This window comes from Streptomyces sp. NBC_00525, assembly GCF_036346595.1.
Lineage (GTDB): Bacteria > Actinomycetota > Actinomycetes > Streptomycetales > Streptomycetaceae > Streptomyces.
In genome coordinates this window covers 5,891,628-5,913,119 of sequence record NZ_CP107834.1, presented here as the reverse complement: position 1 = coordinate 5,913,119, position 21,492 = coordinate 5,891,628, and the positions used below count along the sequence as shown (strand labels likewise).

General features: G+C 71.7%; 20 protein-coding genes, 1 pseudogene and 1 CRISPR repeat array. Of the genes and pseudogenes, 8 read left to right on the top strand and 13 right to left on the bottom strand.

All coding sequences use genetic code 11. The features are described 5' to 3' along the window. Positions 1-85: 85 nt before the first annotated feature. The 7 genes and pseudogenes from cas7e to OG710_RS25895 all read left to right on the top strand — a co-directional run bounded on the left by cas7e (position 86) and on the right by OG710_RS25895 (position 6,169). Complete coding sequence (gene cas7e, locus OG710_RS25925; protein ID WP_330241473.1) at positions 86-1,270, top strand: type I-E CRISPR-associated protein Cas7/Cse4/CasC; 1,185 nt, start codon at positions 86-88, stop codon at positions 1,268-1,270. Continuing rightward, positions 1,267-2,136 carry a type I-E CRISPR-associated protein Cas5/CasD gene (cas5e, locus tag OG710_RS25920; protein WP_330241472.1) on the top strand — a complete coding sequence of 290 codons (870 nt, stop codon included), beginning with the start codon at positions 1,267-1,269 and terminating at the stop codon, positions 2,134-2,136. Before cas7e ends, cas5e begins: the two co-directional genes overlap by 4 nt. Beyond that, positions 2,133-2,795, top strand: a complete 663-nt coding sequence (cas6e, locus tag OG710_RS25915) for a type I-E CRISPR-associated protein Cas6/Cse3/CasE (RefSeq protein WP_330241471.1) — start codon at positions 2,133-2,135, stop codon at positions 2,793-2,795. The genes cas5e and cas6e overlap by 4 nt, the downstream gene beginning before the upstream one ends. Next, positions 2,792-3,784, top strand: coding sequence for a type I-E CRISPR-associated endonuclease Cas1e (gene cas1e / locus OG710_RS25910; protein WP_330241470.1), 993 nt, complete (start codon positions 2,792-2,794; stop codon positions 3,782-3,784). Before cas6e ends, cas1e begins: the two co-directional genes overlap by 4 nt. Before the next feature lie 28 nt (positions 3,785-3,812). Next, positions 3,813-4,124, top strand: coding sequence for a type I-E CRISPR-associated endoribonuclease Cas2e (cas2e, locus tag OG710_RS25905; protein WP_330241469.1), 312 nt, complete (start codon positions 3,813-3,815; stop codon positions 4,122-4,124). A gap of 18 nt (positions 4,125-4,142) precedes the next feature. Continuing rightward, a CRISPR array of direct repeats spans positions 4,143-4,964; the repeat unit is 29 nt; unit sequence GTCCTCTCCGCGCGAGCGGAGGTGAGCCG. Positions 4,965-5,525: 561 nt separating this feature from the next. Beyond that, a pseudogene (locus OG710_RS25900) lies at positions 5,526-5,798 on the top strand (transposase); the annotation flags it as partial. Then, on the top strand, positions 5,798-6,169 hold the full coding sequence (locus OG710_RS25895; RefSeq protein WP_330241467.1) for a hypothetical protein: 372 nt from the start codon (positions 5,798-5,800) through the stop codon (positions 6,167-6,169). The pseudogene OG710_RS25900 and the gene OG710_RS25895, both read left to right, overlap by 1 nt. A 75-nt stretch (positions 6,170-6,244) precedes the next feature. On the opposite strand, the gene OG710_RS25890 is transcribed toward OG710_RS25895, so the two are convergent. The 7 genes from OG710_RS25890 to OG710_RS25860 are packed head-to-tail and all read right to left on the bottom strand — an operon-like array spanning position 6,245 to position 13,404. Further along, the gene (locus OG710_RS25890) at positions 6,245-6,982 is read right to left on the bottom strand and encodes a gamma-glutamyl-gamma-aminobutyrate hydrolase family protein (RefSeq protein WP_330241466.1); all 738 of its coding nucleotides are present in this window, start codon (positions 6,980-6,982) and stop codon (positions 6,245-6,247) included. Then, positions 6,979-8,463: an aldehyde dehydrogenase gene (locus OG710_RS25885; protein ID WP_330241465.1), complete on the bottom strand. Its 1,485-nt coding sequence runs from the start codon at positions 8,461-8,463 to the stop codon at positions 6,979-6,981. Before OG710_RS25885 ends, OG710_RS25890 begins: the two co-directional genes overlap by 4 nt. Before the next feature lie 18 nt (positions 8,464-8,481). Continuing rightward, positions 8,482-9,114, bottom strand: coding sequence for a TetR/AcrR family transcriptional regulator (locus OG710_RS25880; RefSeq protein ID WP_330241464.1), 633 nt, complete (start codon positions 9,112-9,114; stop codon positions 8,482-8,484). Between the two features lie 28 nt (positions 9,115-9,142). Further along, positions 9,143-9,988 carry a fumarylacetoacetate hydrolase family protein gene (locus OG710_RS25875; protein WP_330241463.1) on the bottom strand — a complete coding sequence of 282 codons (846 nt, stop codon included), beginning with the start codon at positions 9,986-9,988 and terminating at the stop codon, positions 9,143-9,145. Between the two features lie 20 nt (positions 9,989-10,008). Next, the gene (locus OG710_RS25870) at positions 10,009-10,956 is read right to left on the bottom strand and encodes a 3,4-dihydroxyphenylacetate 2,3-dioxygenase (RefSeq protein ID WP_330241462.1); all 948 of its coding nucleotides are present in this window, start codon (positions 10,954-10,956) and stop codon (positions 10,009-10,011) included. Beyond that, positions 10,949-12,568, bottom strand: coding sequence for an aldehyde dehydrogenase (locus tag OG710_RS25865; RefSeq protein WP_330241461.1), 1,620 nt, complete (start codon positions 12,566-12,568; stop codon positions 10,949-10,951). The genes OG710_RS25870 and OG710_RS25865 overlap by 8 nt, the downstream gene beginning before the upstream one ends. 29 nt (positions 12,569-12,597) lie before the next feature. After that, positions 12,598-13,404, bottom strand: coding sequence for an acetoacetate decarboxylase family protein (locus OG710_RS25860; protein WP_330241460.1), 807 nt, complete (start codon positions 13,402-13,404; stop codon positions 12,598-12,600). Between the two features lie 393 nt (positions 13,405-13,797). Here OG710_RS25860 and OG710_RS25855 point away from each other — a divergent pair, with 393 nt between their 5' ends. Beyond that, the gene (locus tag OG710_RS25855) at positions 13,798-15,216 is read left to right on the top strand and encodes a glutamine synthetase family protein (RefSeq protein WP_330241459.1); all 1,419 of its coding nucleotides are present in this window, start codon (positions 13,798-13,800) and stop codon (positions 15,214-15,216) included. A 75-nt stretch (positions 15,217-15,291) separates the two neighbouring features. Here the strand turns inward: OG710_RS25855 and OG710_RS25850 are convergent, their stop codons facing one another. The 6 genes from OG710_RS25850 to OG710_RS25825 form a co-directional block, all read right to left on the bottom strand. Beyond that, complete coding sequence (locus OG710_RS25850) at positions 15,292-15,702, bottom strand: nuclear transport factor 2 family protein (RefSeq protein WP_111339078.1); 411 nt, start codon at positions 15,700-15,702, stop codon at positions 15,292-15,294. After that, the gene (locus tag OG710_RS25845; protein WP_330241458.1) at positions 15,695-17,143 is read right to left on the bottom strand and encodes an aldehyde dehydrogenase family protein; all 1,449 of its coding nucleotides are present in this window, start codon (positions 17,141-17,143) and stop codon (positions 15,695-15,697) included. Before OG710_RS25845 ends, OG710_RS25850 begins: the two co-directional genes overlap by 8 nt. A 64-nt stretch (positions 17,144-17,207) precedes the next feature. Then, positions 17,208-17,798, bottom strand: a complete 591-nt coding sequence (locus OG710_RS25840; RefSeq protein WP_111339077.1) for a TetR/AcrR family transcriptional regulator — start codon at positions 17,796-17,798, stop codon at positions 17,208-17,210. Positions 17,799-17,806: 8 nt separating this feature from the next. Then, positions 17,807-18,709, bottom strand: coding sequence for an ATP-binding cassette domain-containing protein (locus OG710_RS25835; RefSeq protein ID WP_443064296.1), 903 nt, complete (start codon positions 18,707-18,709; stop codon positions 17,807-17,809). Continuing rightward, positions 18,706-20,505 (bottom strand): dipeptide/oligopeptide/nickel ABC transporter permease/ATP-binding protein, encoded by a 1,800-nt coding sequence (locus OG710_RS25830; RefSeq protein WP_330241457.1) that lies wholly within the window; start codon positions 20,503-20,505, stop codon positions 18,706-18,708. The genes OG710_RS25835 and OG710_RS25830 overlap by 4 nt, the downstream gene beginning before the upstream one ends. Further along, on the bottom strand, positions 20,502-21,443 hold the full coding sequence (locus OG710_RS25825; protein ID WP_111339075.1) for an ABC transporter permease: 942 nt from the start codon (positions 21,441-21,443) through the stop codon (positions 20,502-20,504). Before OG710_RS25825 ends, OG710_RS25830 begins: the two co-directional genes overlap by 4 nt. Positions 21,444-21,492: the final 49 nt, after the last annotated feature.

Sequence of the window (21,492 nt, the reverse complement as noted above, 5' to 3'; positions counted from 1 at the left end):
CAAGCCCTCCGTCTCGCCCCCGTCGTCCCACCGACCAGCTCTGACAAAGACCTCACGCAATCCCGCACGAAGGAGTCACCCCACCATGGCTATGCCCGCGCGTTTCATCGACATCCACATCATCCAGAGCATTCCCTTTGCCAACCTGAACCGGGATGACACGAACTCGGTCAAAACCGTCCAGTACGGCAACGTGATGCGGACCCGGGTCAGCAGCCAGTCCTGGAAGCGCGCCGTCCGCACAGTTTTCGAGGACCGCATCGGCCAGGCGGCCCTGCGCACCCGCCGCATCGGGGAGCGGGTCACCCGGGTCCTGGCCGAGGAACACGGCTGGCCGCAGGACCTCGCGGAGCGGGCCGGCGCCCACATCGCGGCTGCCAGCCCCATCAAGTTCGAACTCGCCAAGGACCCCAAGGACGCCAAGCAGAGCGTGCCGAACAAGGTCCTCACCAACGCGATGGTCTACGTCCCCGAGTCCGCCGTGACCGAACTCGCAGCCCTCGCCGAAAGGCACCGCACGGTGCTGGAGGGCGCCAAGGACATCAAGAAGCCGGCCGACAAGAGCATCCTGCCCGCCGACCGGGTAGAGGCGGTGCTGCGTTCCCGCAACGGCGTCATCAACGTCTTCGGCCGCATGCTCGCCGAAGTCGACAACGCCGGCGTCGACGGAGCCGTCCAGGTCGCCCACGCCCTGACCACCCACGAAACCGACGTCGAACTCGACTACTTCTCCGCCGTCGACGACATCACCGCCCACTGGGGCGACCAGAGCGGCAGCGGCCACATGGGGCACGCCGAGTTCAGCGCCGGAACCTTCTACCGCTACGCCACCATCGACCTGCGCGACCTCGCCGCCAACATCGGTCATGACCCCGACGAACTGCGCGAACTGACCGCCGCCTTCCTCAGTGCGTTCGTTCTGTCCCTGCCGCAGGCGAAGAAGAACTCCACCGCACCCCACACCATCCCCGACCTCGCCCACATCTCCGTACGCGCCGACCGCCCCCTCTCCTACGCCGCCGCGTTCGAACGCCCCGTCCTCGCCGCTGGCCATGGCGGGTTCTCCGACCCCTCACGCACCGTCCTCGCCCAATACGCGGAAACCGCGAACGGCCTCCTGGGCACCGACGCCATCCTCCAGTCGGGCTGGGCAGGCATCGACGTGAAGGGCCTCGATGCCCTCGGCACCCGGCAGGCCGGCTTCGACTCCCTGATCAAGGCCGCCCTCGACACCGCACTGGCCGGGCAGTCTGCCGGAGACGCGGCATGACCACACGGACCACCGTCCCTGCCCCGGAGGCCGGGCTCCTGCTCCGGCTGACCGGCCCCCTCCAGTCCTGGGGCCTGCACAGCCACTTCAACGAACGCGACACCGCCGCCTTCCCCACCCGCTCCGGCATCATCGGCATGCTCGCCTCCGCCCTCGGCCGCCACCGCGGCCAGCCCATCGACGACCTCACCCGACTGAACCTCACCGTGCGCGCCGACCGCCCCGGCGTCATGCTGCGCGACCTCCACACCGTCGGCGGCGGCCTCCCCGCCAAAGCCACCGTCACCACCGCCGAAGGCAAAAAACGCCCCGGAGACACCGGCACTCTCCTCACCCACCGCTACTACCTCGCCGACGCCGCCTTCACCGCCGCCCTCACACTCCCCCAGCACAACGCCGAAAACGCCGCCTTCCTCGACCTGTGCGCCGGCGCCCTGCGCGCCCCCCGGTGGCCGCTGCATCTGGGCCGCCGCTCCTGCCCACCAGAGGGCCCCCTCCTCCTCGGGCAGAGCAACGACGCGCTGCATCACCTCATTCACCTGCCGCTCGCCGCCCACCCCGCCCGGGGACAGGCCGACGAAGACCGGCCCGTGGAGTTCCTCGCCGACCGACCGCTGACCAACCTGCCGGTACACGAGCGCATGGTCAGCACCATCAGCGAGGACGGCTCCCACCCCTCCAGCGAACTCAACGATCAACCCCTCACCTACCACCCCACCAAACGCACCTACCGCGCCCGTCCCCTCTACCGGCGCTCCCTGCTCCTGCCCCACTCCCAGTTCGCAGGATTCGGCACCGACCAGCTCACCGCCCTGAGCCACTACCTCGAGCACGAACTGAACACCCCGGAAGGGAACCGGCAATGACTCTCTGGCTCACCCGCATCGTCCCCGACACCCGCTCCCGCGAAGCCCGCCGTGACCTCGCCGGAGCCATCGGCATGCACCGCCGCGTCATGAGCCTGTTCCCCTCCGACGCCGGCCCCGACCCCCGCGCCCGCTTCGGCGTCCTCTTCCGCACCGAAGACACCCCCGCAGGCCCCCACCTGCTCATCCAGTCCACCCACGAATCCGACACCAGCCGCCTCCCCGACGGCTACGGCACCGCCCTCGCCCGCCCTCTCGACGCACTCATCGACGCCATCCGCCCCGGACTCACCGTCCGCTACCGCTGCGTCGCCAGCCCCGTCCGCAAACCCGGCGCCACCACCCGCGCCCTCTACAACCTCCCGCCCGTCGTCCCCCTCACCGGCACCGCCGCAGACGAGTGGTGGCTCCGCCAAGCCGACAACAGCGGAATCAAACCCCTCACCCACCACTCCCAGCCCCTCGACACCATCCAAGGAAGCCGCCAACCTGACGGCGCCCCACCCCAACGCATCCGCCACGCCCGCACCCAGTTCGACGGCACCGCCGCCATCATCGACACCGACCTGCTCCGCAAAGCCGTCCTCAACGGCATCGGACGCGGCAAGGCATACGGCTGCGGCCTCCTCAGCATCGCCCCCGCGAGGCAGCCCCAATGACCCCACGCCCCACCGCCAAGCCACTCAGCACCAGCAACGCCCGGCGCAAACTCGCCGCACCCACCGTCGCCATGCTCCCCCGCATCGCCGACTCCCTCTCCTTCCTCTACCTCGACATCGTCCGCATCCACCAGGACGACACCGGCGTCTGCGCAGAAGTCACCACTGAACAACGCGGCACAGAAACCGTCTACCTCCCCACCGCCGCCCTCAGCTGCGCCCTGCTCGGCCCCGGCACCTCCATCACCGCCCGCGCCCTCACCACCTTCGCCCGCAACGGCACCACTGTCCTCACCACAGGCTCAGGCGGCGTCCGCTGCTACTCCGCAGCCGTCCCCGAATCCCTCACCACCACCTGGCTCGAACGTCAGGCCCGCGCCTGGACCAAGGACACTCACCGCCTCGCCATCGCCCAAGCCATGTACGAACTCCGCTTCGGCAACGGCACAGCCACCGACGGAACCACCCTCGACAAACTCCGCGGCATGGAAGGCCAACGCGTCAAAGCCCACTACCAACTACTTGCCCGCCAATACAAAATCGGCCGCTTCCGACGCGCCTACGACCCCGCCTCCTGGGACACACAAGACCCTGTCAACCTCGCCCTCTCCTCCGCCAATACCTGCCTCTACGGCATCGTCCACGCCGCCATCACCGCCCTCGGCTGCTCCCCCGCCCTCGGCTTCGTCCACAACGGCAACCAACAGGCATTCGTCTACGACATCGCCGACCTCTACAAGGCCGAACTCACCATCCCCCTCGCCTTCTCCCTCCACGCATCACCCAACCCCGAAGCCGAAGCACGCCGCTCCTTTCGCCACGAACTCCGCCTCTTCCAACTCCTCCCGCGCATCGTCACTGACATCCAGCAGCTCCTCGACCCGAGCCGCACCTATGAAGGACCCGACCCCGAAGAACAGATGGTCGACCTCTGGGACCCGGTATCCGGTTCCGTACCCGCCGGCATCAACCATGGGACACAGCCATGACCCACCGCCCGCCAGAAGGGCGGCATACATGTCCTCGATGATCGTCATCTCCGCGACGGCCGTACCCGACCACCTACGCGGCGCCCTCACCCGCTGGCTCCTCGAAGTCACCCCCGAGCTCTACGTCGGCACCGTCTCAGCCCGCGTCCGCGACGAACTCTGGGCAGCCGTCACCGCCTGCACCCACGACGGCCTCGCCGTACTCGCCCACCCCGCCGACAACGAGCAAGGCTTCCAACTACGAACAGCAGGAACTCGACGCCGCGAACCCCTCGACTTCGACGGCCTCACCCTGATCGCCTTCAAACGCGAAAGTCAAGAAATGGCAAAGCGCCTCTAGCGGGCCAGGTCAAAGAGGGTCCTCTCCGCGCGAGCGGAGGTGAGCCGCGCTCATCCGGAAAGACCGGTACAAGCGGATCGTCCTCTCCGCGCGAGCGGAGGTGAGCCGAAGCTCCGGGGCCGCTACGCCCCCCGGTTGGGGTCCTCTCCGCGCGAGCGGAGGTGAGCCGTACGCCGGCAGCAGGCCACCCCGGTTCGGAATGTCCTCTCCGCGCGAGCGGAGGTGAGCCGGAGACACACGCGCACCGACGCAGTGTCGGCCTGTCCTCTCCGCGCGAGCGGAGGTGAGCCGAGGCCCCGGTAGCTGGCCTTGGTGCGCGCCTTGTCCTCTCGGCGCGAGCGGAGGTGAGCCGTACAGCCGATTTGGGCGAGACAGAACCGGCAAGTCCTCTCCGCGCGAGCGGAGGTGAGCCGGCGGCGTCTTCCCGATCGCCGAGATCTACTCCGTCCTCTCCGCGCGAGCGGAGGTGAGCCGCAGTTTGAGCAGATCGGCAACGCCGTCCCGCCGTCCTCTCCGCGCGAGCGGAGGTGAGCCGCATGGACTTCGATGCGGGACCAGTCCAGCGGCGTCCTCTCCGCGCGAGCGGAGGTGAGCCGCATCGCGAACACGGCGGACTGGACAGGGGCGGGTCCTCTCCGCGCGAGCGGAGGTGAGCCGGCCCAGTTCGCCGCCGCCGTCGAGCCGGAGCGGTCCTCTCCGCGCGAGCGGAGGTGAGCCGCCGACCGCCTCGCCGCCGTCGCCGTACGTGCAGTCCTCTCCGCGCGAGCGGAGGTGAGCCGCGATGCGCGACCCGTTCGAGCGGGCCCGGTTGGTCCTCTCCGCGCGAGCGGAGGTGAGCCGTCTCGCATCGGACGACTTGACGCCGGGGGAACTCTGTCCGCGCGAGGGGAGAACTCATGCGACCCCTGTGAAATGGAAGCCGCCGCCCCCTCACCTCCGCTCGCGCGGAGAGCTGTTGAGCACCTCGGGCAGTCGTTCGAGGAAGGCGTCGACCCGGGGCTGGTGGTCTTTCGGCCACGTGCTCCAGGAAGCGGCCGTCCGGCTTGGATGCGGCGAGGGTGGCCGGGAGGCTTCCGGTGCGGTCTTCGCAGGACATGGCCAACCCTGCCTGCGCGGCGTCTTCGAGGATCTCGTCGAGCTGCGGCGGGCGCTGATGGGGGACGTCATGCAGGGTGGGCCTCAAGGTGCGCGGCGACGGTCTCGGCGGCAAAGGTGAGGACCTGGTCCGCGCGGGCCCGGACGAGCATCGCCAGGTAATCGACCATTCCAGCTGTGCCGAGGGCTCGGAGCGGGGCCCGCTGTCGGCGCCCTCGGCGATCCAACGACGGGCCTGGAGGAGGGTGTCCTGCTGGGCTCGACCGGGTCCGAGCTGGAGGCCGCGGCGGTGCCCGGAACGGGGATCGCGCGTACGCCGGGAAGGCGGTCGAGGCGTTCCCGAAGCCCTACGGGCCGAAGTGGCCCAAAGGCTTTGCCGAGATCACCGACGGCCGCGGGGAACTGCTGACGTTCTACGATTTCCCTGCCGCACACTGGATCCACTCGCGGACCACGAACCCTGTCGAGTCCGCCCGCGACCGCCGCGCGATCACAGGCGCCGACCTGGTCGCGCTGATCCGTGCGGGCGCGACGTTCGAGAACGGCCACCTCATGGAGAGAGAGGAGAGCGCGGCCTGATGACCATCCCGGAACCGCTCAGCGACGGCGAACTCGACGAGCTCGACGAACTCGCGCAGGCTGCCACGCCCGGACCCTGGTTCGTTCGCGGCCTCGACGACGAGCACGCGATGCACCTCGTCGCCGTGAGCACCACGCCGGACACCGGCCCGGGCAGGCGCTGGCCGAACTTCGACCACCGCGAGATCGTAGCCGCGACCCTGGTCCAGCAGCCCCGCTACGTGGATGCCGCTGACGAACGGTGGGACGAGAACGCGCAGTTCATCGCCACCGCCCGCGAAGCCGTCCCCCGCCTCGTCGCAGAGATCAGACGTCTGCGCAGAGAGCTGGAGGCGGGCGGCAACCACAGGGGATCAAGAGAATCGAGCTGATCCACAACTATTGACTATTACTCGTCAGGACGACTCCCTGGAGCACTCCACCTCGTCGGTGCCCGGGCCGCGTGGTCATACGAATCGGTGGGCTCGGGCGGCTGTGATCAGGGCGTTGAAGATTGCCTGTTGGGTGGGGTCGGTGGCTGCGGTGTCCTCGGGGTGCCACTGGACGGCCAGGAACCAGCCGGGGGTGTCCGGGGCCTCGATGGCTTCGACTGTGCCGTCGGTGGCGCGGGCGGTGACGGTCAGGCCGGTGCCGAGGCGGTCGATGTGCTGGTGGTGGTAGCAGGACGCCTCGATCCGGTCGGTGCCGGTGACGCGGGCGGTGGTGGAGCCGGGGGTGAGGTGGACGGGGTGCCGGACGTGGCGGTGGTCGCGGCCGGGGCCGCCCATGTCCTGGTGCAGGGTGCCGTTCAGGGCGGTGTTGACCACCTGGAGGCCGCGGCAGATCGCCAGCAGCGGCAGCCCCAGCGCGGAGGCCTGCCGGGCGGCCTCCAGGTCGAAGGCGTCCTGTTCGTCGTCCACGTCGTAGACGCTCGCGTGGGCGTGCCCGGCTCCGTAGCGGTGCGGGGCGAGGTCTCCGCCGCCGGGCAGCAGCAGGCCGTCGAAGCGGGCGAGCCGGGCGGCGGTGTCCGCCGGGTCGGCCCGGCCGCCGGGGGCGTACGGGTGGATGGTGGCGGGTTCGCCGCCCGCCCGCCAGACGGCCTCGACCAGGGCGCGGGCGTTGACCTCGGCGGCGTGGCGCAGTGCCGTGGCGCCGGTGGAGAAGCGGGCGGGTATCGCGATGAGGGGGCGGGCGGGGCCGGTCACAGCCGTATCCAGGTGGTCTTGAGTTCGGTGTACTTCTCCAGGGCGTGGGCGGACTTGTCGCGGCCGTTGCCGGACTGCTTCATGCCGCCGAAGGGGACGGTCAGGTCGCCCTCCTCGTAGCAGTTGACCCAGACGGTGCCGGCGCGCAGGGCGCGGGAGACCCGGTGCGCGGTGGACAGGTCCGACGTCCACAGCCCGGCCGCCAGGCCGTACTCGGTGGCGTTGGCGAGGGCCACCGCCTCGTCGATGTCGTCGAAGGGGAGGACGGAGAGGACGGGCCCGAAGACCTCTTCGCGGGCGAGCGCCGAGCCGGGGTCGACCCGGTCGAAGACGGTGGGCCGCAGATACGTCCCGCCGGTCTCCAGCAGGGTCCGTTCACCGCCGGTGCGCAGCCGGGCCCCGGCGTCGACGGCGGTTTGGATGTGGCCGAGGACCCGGTCGAGGTGGTCCTGTCCGGCCAGGGCGCCCATCTCGGTCTCCGGGTCGAGGGGGTCGCCGACGCGCAGGGTGCGGGCCCGTTCGACGATCGCCTCGGTGACCTGCTCGGCGACGGAGGAGTGCACGAGGAGCCGGGAGGGCGCGGTGCACATCTCGCCCTGGTTGAAGAAGATGCCCCAGGCCGCGGTGGCGGCGGCCGCGGCCAGGTCGGGCGCGTCGGGGAGGATGATGTTGGGGGACTTGCCGCCCAGTTCGAGCCAGACGCGCTTGAGGTTGGAGTCGGCGGCGTAGCGCAGGTAGTGGCGGCCCACGGCGGTGGAGCCGGTGAAGGCGAGGACGTCGACGCCGGGGTGGAGGCCGAGGGCGCGTCCGGTGACCGGTCCGTCGCCGGCCACGACGTTGAGGACTCCGGGGGGCAGTCCGGCCGCGGCCGCGATCCTGGCGAGCAGCAGCGCGGACAGCGGGGACTTCTCCGAGGGCTTGAGGACGACCGTGCAGCCTGCGGCGAGCGCGGGTGCGATCTTCCAGCCGGCCAGGGTGAGCGGGAAGTTCCAGGGCACGACCGCGCCCACGACGCCCGTCGGTTCGCGGGTGACCAGGGCGAGGGAGTCGGGCTCGGTGTGCGGGGACTCGTCGGTGAGTTTGTCGGCGAGCTGCCCGTACCAGCGGAAGGTGGTGATCAGGGCGCGCAGTTCGATGGTGTACGCGTCGGTGACGGGCTTGCCCATCTCCAGGCTGACGGTGAGGGCGAGGTCGGCGCGGTGCTCCTCGATCAGGTCGGCGACGCGCAGGAGGACGCGGCCGCGTTCGGCGGGGGCGAGCCGGGGCCAGGGCCCTTCGTCGAAGGCGCGGCGGGCGGCGGCGACGGCGAGGTCCACCTCGGCCGCACCGCCGTCCGCGACCTCGGCCAGCGCCTTGCCGTCGCGGGGCGAGACGACGGTGAACGTGCGGGCGCCCTCGTGGGCGCGGCCGTCGATGAAGTGCGCGCCGGAGGGGCGGAGCGCGGCGGCCCGGCGTATCCAGTCGTCGTGGGTGGCGTCCACCGTGCGTCCTCGTTTCGGTCAGGTGGGGTCGAAAGTGGTGTCGGGGGTGGTTCGTGCGTCGGTGTCGGCCAGGCGTTCGAGCAGGGTGCGCAGTTCCGCCAGGGCCTCCTCCGTCACCTCGCGCTCCCCGAAGACCAGCTGGTGCAGGACCAGGCCCTCCAGCGCCGCGAAGACCAGCCGGGACAGCCCCCGGTCCACGGGCCGGGACAGGATGCGGGCCAGATCGCGGCGCGCGGTCTCGAAGTATTCGTCGTACAGGGCGCGCAGCCTGGGCATCAGGTCCGGCCTGCGCCGGGCCTCCAGGAGCAGTTCGTACTGGAACGCCTGGAGGTCGGGGCCCGTCTCCACCATGCTGCCCAGGCCCTCGGCGAACTCCCCGGCCCGTTCGGCGCCGGTGTCCAGGGAGCTGACGTCGAGCGAGGAACGGAAGGCGTGGTCCACGGCCTCCTCGATGAGGGCGTCGCGGGAGCCGAAGTGGTGGACGACGAGTCCGTGGGTGACTCCGGCCTCCTCGGCGACGGCCCGGTAGGTCAGGCCGCGCAGCCCGCCCCGTGCGACCACGCGCACGGCGGCGTCCAGCAGGGCGCCGCGCCCCGATCCGTAGTTGGTGACGGGCTTGCGGGTGCCGGTGGGGCGGGCGTCTTCGCTCATGGCGTGGAGGCTACCGGCGGCGTGATCGTCAGCGCCCGGGCGGCCGGATGCCGCGGAACTCCCAGTCGCCGCCGAGCGCGGTGGACAGCACCTCCTCGGACTCGGTGGGCTGGGCGCCCACGTCGGTGCGGATCGCGGTGGGTCCGGTGACGATGTGGTTGGTGAGCCGGCCGAGGCCCTCGACCTCGACCTCGACGACGTCGCCGGGGGCGACCGGCCGGGAGTTGGCCGGGGTGCCGGAGAGCAGGACGTCGCCGGGGTACAGGGTGATGGTGCGGGCGATGTCGGCGACCAGGTAGTGCATGTCCCAGGTCATCTCGTCGGTGGAGCCGTCCTGGACGACCTCACCGTTGACGTAGGTCCGCAGCCGCTTGCCCCGGAAGTCCCAGTCGGTGACGAGGCCGGGGCCGAGCGGGCACAGGGTGTCGGAGCCCTTGACCCGGAGCATGGACCCGGCGTCGGTGTCCCGGAAGTCGTGCAGGCCGTAGTCGTTGGCCACGGTGTAGCCGGCGATGTAGTGGCCCGCGTCGGCCGGGGAGATGTTGCGGGCGGTGCGGCCGATGACGATGGCGACCTCGCCCTCGTAGTTGAGCCAGCGGCAGCCCTCGGGGCGGACCACGGCGCCCCGGTGGGCGTTGAGGGCCGAGGTCGGCTTGTGGAAGTACGTGGGGGTGTCGGGCAGGCCGATCCGGAACTCGTCGACGCGGCTGCGGTGGTTGAGGTGGACCGCGATCACCTTGGACGGGACGACGGGCGGCAGGTGGTGGGCGTCCTCGACGCGCACGCGGCGGCCGTCTCCGGCGACGAGTTCGTCGCCGTCGCGGACCGTCTCGACGATCGCGCCGTCGAGCAGGACGCGGCGGTACTCGGGCATGGTGGAGCCTTTCTGGCGGTTCAGGCGGAGGCGGGGGCCGGCTGTCCGGGGGCGGTGCGGGGGGCCGGCTGTCCGGGGGCGGTACCGGTCCAGCCGGTGTCGGGGCGGTCGAACCAGAGCAGGACCTGGCCGGTGCCGACGGAGTTCTCGTACTCCCCGTACTGGCGGCCCGGTGCGGTGCAGGCCCGTTCGCCGAGCGCGCCGGCCATCATCAGGTAGTGGAAGAATTTCGCCTCCGGCCGGAAGGCCCAGAAGTCGTCCATGGTGTCCAGGACCCGGTCGTGGCGGCCCTCCCTGAACCAGGCGATGCGCTCCTCGTCGGCGGCCCGTGCCTCGGGCGAGAAGATGTGGACCGGGTCGCTGGCCTCGTGGTCGCGCAGTTGGCGCAGCGGCCAGAAGGTGTGCGAGAGCGCTCCGGAGGCGATGAGCAGGACGCGGCGGCCCGGAGTGGCGGCGATGCCGTCGGCCAGGGCGCGGCCCAGGCGCAGATGGTCCTCCATGTCGCCGGTCTGGCAGACCCCGATGGAGACCCAGCGCTTGTCCGGCAGGCCCTCGCCGAGGTACTTCCACAGGTTGGTCGTGGCGTAGTACACGGGCAGGTACGCGTCGTCGATCGGGGTGATCCAGGTCTCGTGCCGGTCGGCGAACGAGGCGATGTTGCGGGCGAGTTCGGGGTCGCCGCGGTAGTCGTAGGGCATCCGGCACATGCAGCGCGGCAGTTCCTCGGACGTGTAGAGGCCGGAGCGGCGTTCCTGGGCGGTGACGACGAACTCGACGGTGGTGGCCCAGTGGGAGTCCAGGACGACGACGGTGTCGTAGTCGTCGCGTTCGAACACGTCGCGGCGCAGTTGCCGCAGGCCGGTGACGAGGCTGATCTCCTTGCCCTCGTTCAGCTCCCGGCGGGTGCTCTCGGGGAGCACGATGGTGGGTACGTGGGCGAGCAGCCCCGCTCCCGTGATCTCACCCATGGGGCTGCCATCCCTTCGGGGCGGTGACGGTGTTCTTGACGTCGCAGTAGAAGTCGAAGCTCCAGGTGCCGCCCTCGCGGCCGACGCCGGACTGGCGGGCGCCGCCGAAGGGGGCCTTGAGGTCGCGTACGAAGAAGCAGTTCACCCAGACGGTGCCGGCGACGAGCCGGGCGGTGACCCGGTCGGCGCGCTCCGGGTCGCCGGTGGCGAGGGTGGCGGCCAGTCCGAAGCGGGTGTCGTTGGCGAGGCGTACGGCCTCGTCCTCGCCGGTGAAGGTCTGCAGGGTCAGGACCGGTCCGAAGACCTCCTCCTGGACGATCTCGGAGTCCTGGCGCACGTCCGTGAGGAGGGTGGGGAGGTAGTACTGCCCGGTGCCGCGCCGGCCGCCGAGGAGGGTCCGGGCCCCGGCGTCGAGCGCCCGGCGTACGAATCCGTCGATCTTGTCCAGCTGGCGGGGGTGGATGGTGGGGCCGATGTCGGTGGCCTCGTCGCGCGGGTCGCCCTGGCGGAGCCGGGAGGCGCGGGCGACCAGGCGCTGGGTGAACTCCTCGGCGACGGACTCCTCGACGAGGATGCGGGTGGCGGCCAGGCACACCTGGCCCGCGTTGTCGTACTGCTCGGCGGCGAGGCCGGCGGCGAGGTCGAGATCGGCGTCGGCGAAGACCAGCAGCGGGGACTTGCCGCCCAGTTCGAGGCTGAGCGGGGTGAGGTGGGCGGCCGCGGAGGCGGCGATGTGCCGTGCGGTGGGCACCGAGCCGGTGAAGCTGATGCGGCGCACGTCGGGGTGGGCGGTGAGGGCGTCGCCGACTTCGGCGCCGTAGCCCTGGACCACGTTGAGGACACCGGCGGGCAGGCCCGCTTCGGCGGCGATGTCGGCGAGCAGCGAGGCGGTGAGCGGGGACCACTCGGCGGGCTTGAGGACGACGGTGTTGCCGGCCGCGAGGGCGGGGGCGACCTTCCAGGTGGCGAGCATCAGCGGGGCGTTCCATGGGGTGATCAGGACGCAGGGTCCGGCCGGGTCCCAGCTGACGTGGTTGGTGTGGTCGCGGGTGGTGAAGTCCTCGTGGCCCAGGGAGAGCAGCCAGTCGGCGAAGAAGCGGAAGTTGTGGGCGACGCGGGGCATGACGCCGCGCAGGTGGGAGCGGAGCAGGGCGCCGTTGTCCGCGGTCTCCACGGCGGCCAGTTCTTCGAGGCGCCGTTCGACGCCGTCGGCGACGGCGTGCAGGAGGCGGGCGCGTTCGGCCCTCGGGGTGGCGGCCCAGCCGGGGAAGGCTGCCTTGGCGGCGGCGACGGCGGCCTCCGCCTCGGCGGGGGTGCCGCGCGCGATCTCGCCGAGGGAGGCGCCGTCGATGGGCGAGTGGTCGGTGAAGGTGTGGGCGGAGGCGACGCGGCGGCCGCCGATGTAGTGGCGGGTGTCGACGGCGACCCCGGCGACGGTGACGCGGTGCGGGGGCGCGGGCTCGGGGCGGTCGGCCGGCGCGGAACGGCCGGCCGGGTCGTGGTGGACCGTGGCGTCGTCGTGGATCGTGGCGTCGTCGTGGACCACGGAGTCGTCGTGGACCACGGGATCGTCGTGGACCGTGCGGTCGTCCGTGGGGTGGTCGTGGGGCATGTCCGCTCTCCTGGCCTGTCGTTCGGGGGTCACTCGGCGCCGGAGGTGCCGGATTCGAGGAGTCGGCCGCCGTCCCACACCACACCGACCTGCCGGTAGTAGGCGGCGATGGGTTCGCGGACTTCGAGGCGGGCGAGTTCCTCGGTGGGTGCCTCGAAGAGTTCGAGTTCGGCGTCGCCGGTCCAGGCCGGCCCGGCCTCGAAGGCGGCGGCGCCGGACACGACCAGCTCGTCCAGGGCGAGGCCGCCGCCCTTCTCGATGGAGGGCAGCCAGCGGTGGTGGGCCATCGGGTGGGAGTTGACGAAGCCGTTGGTCTCGGACGGCTCGCGCAGGGTGACGACGGCCTGGGCCAGGCGGCGGTCGGCGGCGGCGAGGGTGGCGCCGAAGCGGGCGCCCGCCTCGATGCGCGGGGCCGGCCCGTAGGGGTGGGGGCGGGTCTGGTGGATGGAGCCGAGCTTCTTCGGATAGCCCTGGTGCAGTCCGCGGGCGATGGCGAAGTCCTTGTCGACCCAGATGTGGACGCAGCGGCTGTAGGTCCGGCCGCGGTACGCGCAGCGCACGACCGCGAACGCCTCCTTGTACTGGGCGAGCACCGGGTCGAGCAGTTCGGCCCCCTCGGCGGCGCAGGACTGCCAGTCGGCCCAGATCAGGGCCACCGCGCCGGGGTCCTCGTCGGCGAGTTCCAGGGGAGCGGGCAGCAGTTCGCGTACGCGGGCGGGGTCGGTGCGGTACTCCACGGTGAGCAGGTCGCCGGAGTAGTGCCAGGGCGGCGAGGGGATCAGCGACGACGCACCGGTCGCCGTCTTGGGGTGGAAGTATCCACGGACTCGGGTCACTTCGGCTTCCTTCTGCGGTGAGGGCGGCCGGGCCGGACGGGGCGGCACCGGAGGCGTGCCGGGGCGGGGTCCGGTCCGGCGGTCCGGACGGGGGAGGCGGTTCCGCGACTCGCTCGATGCCAAACAAGATAGGAAGTCGTATACGGTTTTGCAATACCTATCCGGATGGATAATTCCCTGGGGCCGAACCCTTGCGGGAGCGCACCGGGCGTCCCTAGGGTGTGGCTGCGAACAAAGGCGCGGCCTCCCGCTGTTCAGCGGTGCGAGGCGGCCGCCGGGCCCTGATCCGCCGGACAGGCCCTGGCCCTCCCCTTCTCTCCCCCTTCTCCCCCAGTGCCCCGCACCCCGTGCGCCGTGCCTGGGAGGCGCCCCCCTTCCCCAGAGGAGTCACCGGTGAGCGCATCCGACACCGATCCCGTCCGCCACCACATGGAGCGGCTCGCCGCCGAGGGAGTCGATGTGGTCCGGGTGACCTACCCCGACCTCATCGGCACCGAGCGGGCCAGGGACGTCCTGCTGGACCACCTCCCGGCCGCCTGTGCGCACGGGCTGGCGTTCTGCCGCGCCGTGTACCACACCAGCCCCCAGGGCGACACGGTCGCCGTCGCCGGGGGCCTGGACGCCGGGCTGCCCGACATCAGCGTGACCCCCGATCTGGACACCCTCACGGTGCTGCCGTGGGAGCCCGGGGTCGCCACCTGTCTCGGCGACGTCACCGACCCGGCCACCGGCCGGCCCGCGCCGGAGTCGCCCCGCGACCTGCTGCGCGCCGTGCTCGGCCACTGGGCCGCGCAGGGGCTGCGGCCGGTGGTCGGCCCGGAGCTGGAGTACTTCCTGTGCGAACCGGCGCCCGACCGGTCCGGGGGCTGGCGCCGCACCAGCGACGCACAGGGCGTCGTCTACACCGCCGGGCTGCGCGCCGACCCGGACAACCACCTGCTGCGCACCCTGCGCCTGCTGCGCGACCTGAACATCGGTGTGACCAGCGGCAACCACGAGTACGACGGGGGCCAGTTCGAGATCAACCTGACCCACGGCGAGGCGCTCAAGGCCGCCGACCGGGCCTTCCGCTTCAAGGCCGCGGTCAAGGAACTGGCCCGCGCCGAGGGCCGGTTGGCGACCTTCATGGCCAAGCCCTTCAACGACGCCGGCGGTTCGGGCTTCCACCTGCACCTCTCCGCGCTCGACGACCGGGACGACGAGGGTGGTCAGGACGACGAGGGCGTACGGGACGACCAGCGCGGCCGGAACGGCCGGGAGGCCAACGCCTTCGACGACCCCGCCGCCCCGTACGGCCTGTCCGCCACCGCGCGCCACGCGATCGCCGGGGTCCTCGCCCACGCGCCCGCGCTCGCGGCGCTGGCCAACCCGACCGTCAACTCCTACAAACGCTTCGGGCCCGACACCATCGCGCCCTGGCTGGTCGACTGGGGGCTGGACAACCGCAGCGCCATGGTCCGCGTCCCGCCCGAGCGCGGCTCCGGGGCCCGCTTCGAGCTGCGGCTCGGCGACGCGGGCGCCAACCCGTACCTGCTGATCGCCGGGACGCTCGCGGCGGCGCTGCTGGGCATCCGGGCCGGCCAGGAGCCGCCGGCCCCGCTGGAGGGCTACGGCTACGACACCAGCAGGTCCGCCGTGCTGCCGATGTCCCTGCCCGCCGCGCTGGACGCGCTGGAGGCGGACACCGAGCTGACCGGGCTGCTCGGCAAGGACTTCACCGCCGCCTACCTCACGTACAAGCGGGACGAGGTGGCGCGCTTCCAGCGGCACGTCACGGACTGGGAGTTCACGGAGTACGGCTACCACCTCTGAGCCGTGACCGGCCGTGCAACCCACGAAGGCGCCCCACCGGACCGGCCGGTGGGGCGCCTTCGTACGCGGATCGGGTCAGCTCGGGTCGTGGCGGAAGAAGGTCTTGCCGGCGATCCGCCACCGCCCGTCCTCGCGCACGAGCGAGAAGTGGTTGGTGAAGTCGTGGCCCTGGTAGCCGTACTCCTCCAGCACGGCCACGGCCACCTCGCCGCTCACCTCGACGGAGCGGACGGTGTACGTGTAGCCGGACGTCCACGCGGCGGGGTCGGTGTCGGCGGCGACCACCTCGCAGAACGCCTCGATCGGGGCCGACACCAGATCCGGGCCCAGATGGCCCCACATGTACGCGTCCGGCCGGAAGGCATCCCGGACGGCCGCCGGGTCGGCGGCGCTCACCGCGGCCACGTACGCCTCCACGGCGGCCTCGACGGCGTCGTGCGCCTCGGTACGGTCGGTCATCGCGGTCTCCTCGCGCGGGTCAGCCATGGTGAATCCACACCCCCTTGGTCTCGGTGAACACGTCCAGGGCGTGCGCGCCCATCTCGCGGCCCCAGCCGCTCGCCCCGAACCCGCCCCAGGGCGCCGCGGGGTCGGGGATCGCCGGCATGTTCACGAACACCGCGCCGGCCCGGACCCCGGCCGCCAGCCGGTGCGCGGTCTTCAGGTCGCGCGTCCAGACGGCGGCGGCCAGACCGTAGCGGGTGTCGTTGGCCCGCGCGGCGAGGTCGTCCTCGTCCTCGTAGGTGAGCACCGGCAGCACGGGGCCGAAGACCTCCTGCCGGGCGATCGCCATCTCGTCGCGCACCCCGGTGAACACGGTGGGCCGGTAGAAGTTCCCGGCCGACAGCGGTCCGTCGGCCCGCGCTCCCCCGGTGACGACTTCGGCTCCCTCGGCGACGCCCTCGCAGACCAGGCCGTCCACCCGGTTCAGGTGCTCGTCGCTGACCAGGGGGCCGAGCTGGGTGTCCGGGGACAGGCCGGGGCCGAGGCGCAGGGCGGCGACGGCCGCCGCCAGCTTCTCGGTGAACTCGTCGGCCCGGCGCGCGTCCACGTAGAAACGGGAGTACGCGGCGCAGACCTGGCCGCTGTTGAGGAGGGCGCCCTGCACATTGCCCCGGACGGCGGCGTCGATGTCGGCGTCGCGGGCGACGATGCTGGGTGCCTTGCCGCCGAGTTCCAGGGTGACCCGCTTGAGGTCGTTCGCGGAGGCCCGGACGATCTCCTGGCCCACTTCGGTGGAGCCGGTGAACGAGACCTTGTCCACGCCGGGGTGCTCGACCAGCGCCCGGCCGGTCGCCGGGCCGCCGGTGAGGAGGTTGACGACGCCCGGCGGGAAGCCGGCCTCCTCACACAGCCGCACCAGGTGCACAGTGGTGAGCGGGGTCTGCTCGGCCGGTTTGACGATCACGGTGTTGCCGCAGGCCAGCGCGGGCGCCAGCTTCCAGGCCGCGATCATCAGCGGGAAGTTCCAGGGGGTGATGAGCGCGCACACACCGACCGGTTCGCGGCGGGTGAAGTGCAGGGTGTCGGGGAAGGAGACCGGGCTGACCGCGCCCTCGATCTTCGTCACCCACCCCGCGTAGTAGCGGAAGTGCTCCGCGGCCCCGGCGACACTCACCGACCGGGCCACGTCCAGGGGCTGGCCCTGGTCGCGGGTCTCCAGTTCGGCGAGCCGGTCCGCGTCCCGTTCGATCAGATCGGCGACCCGCCACAGCAGCCGGGCCCGCTCGGCGGCGGACAGCGCGGCCCAGGCCTGGTCGGCCAGGGCCCGCCGGGCCGCGTCGACGGCGGCGTCGGTCTCGGCCGGTCCGGCCTGGGCGCAGGTGCCCAGGACCTCCCCGGTGGCGGGGTCGCGGGTGGTGAACTCCGTTCCGTCACCGGCGGCGGTCCACTCGCCACCGATGAACAGCCTGCCTCGCACATGCATGGCGGTCCTTCGTCAGGTCTTCGTCGGGGGCCCGGAGCGGGCCCGGTGGTCCGCCGGAGGCGGATCAGTTGTCGAGGTTGCGCATCAACCGGTCGACGTAGGCGCGGTATTCGGGGATCAGCGCGCCGTCGGGGAACATCAGCGAGGTGACGTTGGCGCCGATGGAGACGCCGATCACCTCCCCCGCCAGCTCGGAGACCGCGGGCGTGTCCGGGGTCTCGCCCCGGCCGCGCGCGGCGGCGATGCGCTCGGCGAGCCGGCGGCGCCAGACGTGGAGGTGTTCGCGGTAGAGCGACGCCAGTTCCTCGTTGGCCACCGAGTGCTCCCACAGCGCGAGCAGCACGCGGGCGGAGTCGATGCGGTACTGGTCCAGCGGCAGCGTCGCCTCGACGTCGTGGCGCAGCGCCTCGCGCGGGTCGGGGGCCGGCTCGCTGGGGCCGATCTGCTCGCTCATCTCCGCCAGCACGCTCTGGAACGTGGCGGCCACTATGCTGTCCTTGCTGGGGAAGTAGCGCTTCAGCGCACCGTTGGCGAAGCCGGCCTCGGCGACGATGCTGCGCATGGTCGCGGCCTCGAAACCGCCCTGGATGATGAGCTTCTTCGCGACCGCGACAATCTCCCGGCGGCGCTGATCGTGGTCAATGATTTTAGGCATGGTCTTCCCTACGGTACTGGCGAGGCGGCTGTCGCACGAAGCCCGAGCCAGCTCCGTCTGCGCTCCGCCTGCCGGGCCGGATCGGCGACCGGCGAGGCCAGCAGCAGCCTTCGCGTGTACGGGTGTTCGGGCTCTCGGGTGACCGTCTCGTTGGGGCCGGTCTCCACGCATTCGCCCTGGTACATGACCGACACCCGGTGGCAGATGCGCCGTACGACGCCGAGGTCGTGCGAGACGAAGAGGTAGGAGACCCCGGTCTCGCGCTGGATGTCGATGAACAGGTCGATGACCGCCGCCTGCGTGGTCAGGTCCAGGGCGCTGACGGGTTCGTCGCAGACGATGAGGCGCGGACGCCGCACCAGCGCGCGGGCGATGGCGATGCGCTGGCGCTGGCCGCCGGAGAACTCGCTGGGGTAGCGCCCGACGGTGTCCGCGGGCAGGCGCACGTGGTCGAGCATCTCGGCGACCGTGGCCCGTGCCTCGGCGCGGCCGGTGCCGGACGCGGTGAGCGGTTCGGCGAGGATCTGACCGACCGTCATCGTCGGGTCGAGCGAGCCGTAGGGGTCCTGGAAGACCACCTGGAGGTCGGCGGCCAGCCGGCGGCGGGCGGCGCCCTTGAGGTGGGTGATGTCCCGGCCGTCGAAGCGGATGCTGCCGGAGGCGACCTCGGCCAGGCCCAGGATGGCCTTGCCGAGCGTCGACTTGCCCGACCCGCTCTCGCCGACCAGGCCCACGCACTCGCCGGCGCCGATGGTCATCGAGACGCCCTTGAGCGCGCGGAAGGTGTCGCGTCCGCGCCGGTAGTCCACGACGACGTCGTTCACCTCCAGCAGCGCCGCGTCGTCCCGGGCGTCCGTGTCCTTCTTCATCTGCGCGCCCTCCGTTTCCTTGTCTGCTCCGGTGCCGGTCATGCGGTCACCTTCCGGGCCCCGTGCCAGGCCACGTCGAGGTCGTCGCGGCTCTCGGTGTCGTCCTGCGAGGCGCGGATGAGTTCCGCGGTGTAGGGGTCGCCGGGTTCGGCGAAGATCCGTTCGACGGTGCCGGACTCGATGATCCGGCCGTCCTTCATGACCGCGACCCGGTCGCAGATGTCGGCGACCACGCCGAAGTTGTGGGTGACGATGACGAGTGCCATCCCGTACTCCTGCTGGAGTTCCCGCAGCAGTTCGAGGACTTCGGCCTGGACCGTGACGTCCAGCGCGGTGGTCGGCTCGTCGGCGACCAGCAGGTCCGGTTTGCCGGCGACGGCGCCGGCGATCAGGACGCGCTGCGCCATGCCGCCGGAGACCTGGTGCGGGTAGGAGGCCATGACGCGCTCGGGGTCGGTGATGCCGACGCGTACCAGTACCTCGCGCGCGCGTTCGCGGGCCTTGGCCTTGGTCAGTCCGTGCACCGCGCGCAGCGGCTCGGTGAGCTGGTGGCCGATGGTGTAGCAGGGGTCCAGGTTGCTCATCGGCTCCTGGGGGACGTAGCCGATGCGGGTGCCCAGCAGGGCGTGGCGCCGGGCGCGCGGCAGGCCGGCCACGGATTCGCCGCCGATCCAGATGCCGTCCGCGGCGGCGCTGCCTTCGTCGGGCAGCAGGTCGAGCGCGGAGAACATGGTCTGGGACTTGCCGGAGCCGGACTCGCCGACGATGCCGAGGACCTCGCCGGGGGCGACGTCCAGGCTGACGCCCCGGACGACCTGCTTGTCGCCCTGCGGGGTGCGGTAGCCGACGCGGAGGTTCTCGATGCGCAGCGCGCTCACCTCCACGGGGTGGGTCAGCTCGCCGCTGGCGGGGGTGGTGGCCTCGGTGCGCCGGTCGGCCGCTTTGTCCCGGCGGCTGCGGGGCGCGGGGGTGGTGCGCACGCTGACCAGGTCGGCGAGGGTGGAGCCCATGAACGCGAGGGCCGCGATGGTCACGCCGAGGGCGACGGAGGGCCACAGCAGGATGAGCGGGTGGGTTCCCATGGTGCGGAAACCGTCGTTCATCATCTGGCCCCAGTCGGGCGTGGACGCGGTGCCGACGCCGAGGAACTGGAGGCCGGTCTGCATGCCCATGGCGACGCCGGCGGTGAGCGCCGACTGGATGATGACGGGGGCGCGGACGGCGCGGAGCATGTGGGCCCGGAGAATCCGGCCGTGGGTGAGTCCGGCGACGCGGGCGGCGTCGACGTAGGGCTCCCGGCGGACGGCGAGCGCCTTGGAGCGGGAGATGCGGTAGTAGCCGGGGGCCATGAAGGCGCCCACGGTGACCATCAGCACCGTGAAGTCGGCGCCGGTGCCGGCGGCGACGATGAGCAGGACGATCATGCCGGGGACGGACTGAAGGCCGTCGCTGATCCAGGAGCTGATCCGATCGGTGAGGCCGCCGAAGTATCCGGCCGCGACGCCGGTGGGGACGCCGAGTCCGACGCCCACGAGGCAGGCGACGGCCGCGCCGTAGACGGTGGTCCGGGCGCCGTACAGCAGCCGGCTGAAGATGTCGCGGCCGGCCGAGTCGCCGCCCATCCAGTGGTCGGCGCCGGGCGATGCCTGGGTGAGGTTGTAGTCGACGAGGTTGGGATCGTGCGGGGCGAGCAGCGGGGCGAGGAGTCCGACGAGGACGACGAGGAGGAACACCGCCAGGGCGGTGACGCCGAGCGGGCGGCGCAGATAGCGCGCCCACAGTCGCTGGTCGGCCCGGACGGCCGCCGCGTCCGTTGCGGGCAGTGCGGCTTCGGTCATATCTCGCGCACCTTCGGGTTGATCCACCCGAGCACGAGGTCGAGCAGGAAGTTGATGAGGACGACGAAGACGACGGTGACGGCGGTGAGGCCGAGGAGGATGGGGATGTCGCCGATCTGGGAGGCGGACTGGGTGAGGCTTCCGATGCCCGGCAGGTTGAAGATGATCTCGACGACGATGGCGCCGCCGAGCAGTCCGACGAACATCACCGCGAGGACGGTGAGCGCGGCGGGCGAGGCGTTGCGCAGGACGTGCAGGGTGACGCGGCGGGAGGACAGGCCGCGGGCCTTGAGGGTGCGGACGAAGTCCTGCTTGTTGACTTCGAGGAAGCCGTTGCTGAGCTGTTCGGCGATCATGACGATCGCGGCGAGTGCCAGGGCGACGGACGGCAGGGTGATGGAGCTGAGCCAGGCCGACGGGGACTGGCCGAAGGGTACGTAGCCCACCGCCGGGAACCATTTGAGCCGCACGGCGAACGTCATGACGAGGACGAGGCTGACCCAGAAGCCGGGCAGGGCGAAGAGGACGACGGAGGCGACCTTGAGGACGCGGGCGAGGAGGCCGCCGGGGCGCAGCCCGGTCGCGACGCCGACGACCAGTCCCAGCACGGCGGCGAGGAGGGTGGCGGCCAGCACGACCGAGAGGGTGACCGGTACGCGCAGGGCGATCTGGTCCGAGACGGGCTGGAAGTTGCGCCAGGACGTGCCGAAGTCGCCGCGGATGGCGTGCGAGAACCAGTCCCAGTACTGGGTGATGATCGGGCGGTCCAGGCCGAGCTTCTCGTGCAGTGCCGCCCGCTGTACCGGTGTGGCGTTGTTTCCGAGCAGGCCGGCGGTGGGGTCGCCGATGGCCAGGTGTGCCAGGAAGAAGGTGGCGGAGGTGACGACGAGCAGGAGGACGAGTCCCGAGAGCAGTCGCCGTATCGTGAATCTGATCATGTTGGGCCCCTCTGACGGCGGGGCCGCCCGGCGACCGGGCGGCCCCGCC